The 3351-nt window shown below is 29.8% G+C and carries 3 protein-coding genes; all 3 read right to left on the bottom strand.

Annotated elements, in window-relative coordinates:
• The coding region (locus HMPREF1863_RS02790; RefSeq protein WP_157065068.1) for an ATP-binding cassette domain-containing protein at positions 1 to 225 on the bottom strand (225 nt) is incomplete at its 3' end.
• A gap of 23 nt (positions 226 to 248) precedes the next feature.
• The gene (locus HMPREF1863_RS02795; protein WP_068367192.1) at positions 249 to 2684 is read right to left on the bottom strand and encodes an FtsX-like permease family protein; all 2436 of its coding nucleotides are present in this window, start codon (positions 2682 to 2684) and stop codon (positions 249 to 251) included.
• Positions 2677 to 3351: ABC transporter ATP-binding protein (locus HMPREF1863_RS02800; protein WP_232300098.1), on the bottom strand; the 675-nt coding region annotated here is incomplete at its 5' end. The genes HMPREF1863_RS02800 and HMPREF1863_RS02795, both read right to left, overlap by 8 nt.

Here is a 3351-nt window from a genome sequence, read left to right on the forward strand (position 1 = left end):
AGAATACTTTGAGATGTCGTTACCATCTATATAAACCTTTCCATCTTCTGGACTATCCACTCCTCCTATAATATGCAAGAGAGTAGATTTACCAGATCCACTCGGCCCTACAATGGCAACAAATTCTCCTCTTTCAATTTCAAGGTTAACACCGTCTAAGGCAATGACCTTAGAATTACCCTCGCCGTATTCTTTTCTTAGATTTTCTACTTTTAATATTTCCATACTTGCCTCCTTTTTCTTTGAAACTATTCTGTTCTAATCAAATCAATTGTTGGTCTGTCTAAAATTCTCTTTAAAGAAAAATTATAGATTAGTAAGTTGATTGCGTATACCACAATAGAAAATCCAAGAAACAATTTATAGTCATAATATCTTATTAATACATTAAGGCTTAAATTAGGAGCTATACGAGATATTACAAACATGACTACTAATGTGGTTATTCCGGCAACAATAAATGATTTTATTTGCTCTTCTATAAACTCTTTTCGATAAATATTCTTTAACTCATCTACGTCCATACCGCATGAATAAAGGCTGCCAATTTCCTTCTTTCTACTCATGAGACTTAAATTAATGGATGAATAACCATTTGTCACATTAAGAATAAAAATAATGAAAGCCATCGCAAATGCGACTTTCTTTAAAGATTCTAGATCACTTTTTCGATTCATTTCAATATCTGCTTTTGTGTTAATATCGTACTTTTCATTTGGCATTATCGATTCTCTTATCTTATTATCCAAATAATCCTTTACATTTTTCATATCCGAGTCTTTTACATTCATATTTAATACATACGGAGCATTAATAAATTCTTCATCTTTTGACTCATCCATAAGTTGGAAGAAGGTATCGAAATCTGTGTAGATTTTTACATGAAATGGTAAAGTTATTGAATCATAGTTTCCTAAATCATCTATAGTTTTAGAAATTTTTATACTTTTTCGAAAATTTTCCCCTATCTGGAAGTTTATATCTTTCGGATTATTAAAATATGGTATTTTATTTGCTTTAGCTACTGGAGTGTTTGGGTCTTCTTGTACCATATTATAAAGAATAAAATCACCCTTACTTGCTCCCAATTTACTAAAGTCTTCATCTTCTAAAGCTATAAGCATCCCATTCAACTGGCTTGAATGACTCTTTTTCAAATCATACTCTAACTTTTGATCCAAAGACTTACTAATAGATTCTTTGGACAAATCTAAATCATTATCTACCTGAATATAACATTCTTTTGAAACATAGGACTTATTATTTGGAATTTCTCGCTGAATTTCTTTAAAGACTTTAGGAACTTTCTTATTTTCACTATAATAATTAGCTATTACATTGTACCCTGCATCATAGTAAGAAAAATCTCTGTTATATTTAGTCACTGTAATAATAATGACTAAAACAGAAATAGTAATGACACCAATAGCAGAAATATAACGCTGTGATTTAATACTATCAAGATTGTTTAATTTTAATTCTTTCCATAAATTCCTAGATCTTTTTTTCTTAAAGCTATCAAAGTCTAAATTTCCCTTTATACCTTCAATAATAGATATTTTTGAAACTTTCTTTGCTGGTTGAATAATAGAAAATACTACTACTAAAAGAGCTACTGTAACAATCGCTAGGCTAAGTAAAGGACTGAAATAACTAGATACCAAATTTTCGACCCCTTGATCAATCTCAAGATGCCTAAACAATTTTAAGATAAGACAGTATCCAAAGATATGACCAATTAATATAGGTAGAACAGATAGGAAAATACCTTCTTTTAATAGTAACAAGTATATCTGAAAATCCGTAGTGCCTATAGACTTATATACAGAAAGTTCCTTGATTTTCCTAAAAGCCCACACCTTGAATATATTTTTTACAAAAAATACAAATAGTAATATAGCCCCTATTACAGAAAGAATGGTTCCTAATTCAGTTAAAATATTATGGGGAAAGTCATACTCAACACCGTAATAATCTATTAAATTAGAATTGAAAGTTAAGGGAACATCTTTACCTAATTTTTTATTGATTTCATTTTGTAGATTTACTTTGTTATCATAAGCCTTTTCAAACGAATTAAACTTTAATACTACTTTGCCTGAATCCTCTTCATTTTTCAGTGCTAAAGCATAATTAACTCTACTGTATTTATTATAGACATCTTCATAAATTCCAACTACCTCAAAGTCTTTACTAAAACTAAGATTATAAAACTCCTTATCAGTAAAAGTACTTATGGCATCTATCTCTTTACCCTCTATTAGTCTATGCCCAAAATCAAGCTGTATTTTATCTCCTAATTTTAGCTTATTTTTTTCGACTAGACTTTTAGATAAAACTATTTCTCCATCATTTCTAGCAAATCGTCCTTCAAGTAAATCTGAATGCTCTCTCATTTTATTTATATCATTATCTTGATAATTTACGGCAATCAAATCATTCTTGTACTTTGCCGATTCAGGGTTTATGGACATTTCACCTACAAATTCTATATTATTAATATCTTTTATTTTTTCAATATCATTACTTGTTAAGTTCCCTTCAAGTTCTGCATCATAAAAATTTACGGTCATGAAACTTTCATTATTATATTTAACAATTGTATAACCATAATAAAAAACCACAGTAAAAAACAAACTTACAATAAATAAGGAGATAAAAATAGGAAAATTTTTCTTATTCATTTCTTTCATCTCCTACAATTTTTCCATCGACTATTGTAATAATACGATTTGCTTGTAAGGCAATTTCTTCGTCATGGGTGATTAGGATAATCGTCTGTTTTAAGGTTCTATTGAAATATTTGAAGATTTCTATAATTTCCTTAGAATTTTTTCTGTCTAAATTACCTGTTGGTTCATCTGCTAGTATGATAGATGGATTGTAGATAAGACTTCTGGCTATGGCAACTCTTTGCTGCTGACCTCCTGAAAGTTCACTTGGAAAAGAGTCAAGCTTACTTTCTATACCTAGTTTTTTTACTATATCTGAAAATTCATCTTGATTTATTTTTCTTTTATCAAGTTTTAATGGAAGTTCTATGTTATGACGAACTGTTAAATTTGGTATTAAATTATAAAACTGATAAATTAGTCCGACTTTTCTTCTTCTAAAGTAGGCTAATTCCTTTGAAGAATACTTTGAGATGTCGTTACCATCTATATAAACCTTACCATCATCTGGGCTATCCACTCCTCCTATGATATGTAGGAGCGTTGATTTACCAGACCCACTAGGTCCTACAATGGCAACAAATTCGCCTCTTTCTATTGTAAGGTCAACTCCATCTAGGGCCACCACCTTGGAGTTTCCCTCTCCATATTCTTTTCTTAGATTTTCTACTTTTAATAT

It is taken from the genome of Aedoeadaptatus coxii (assembly GCF_001553115.1).
In the GTDB taxonomy this organism is placed as follows: Bacteria; Bacillota; Clostridia; order Tissierellales; family Peptoniphilaceae; genus Aedoeadaptatus; species Aedoeadaptatus coxii.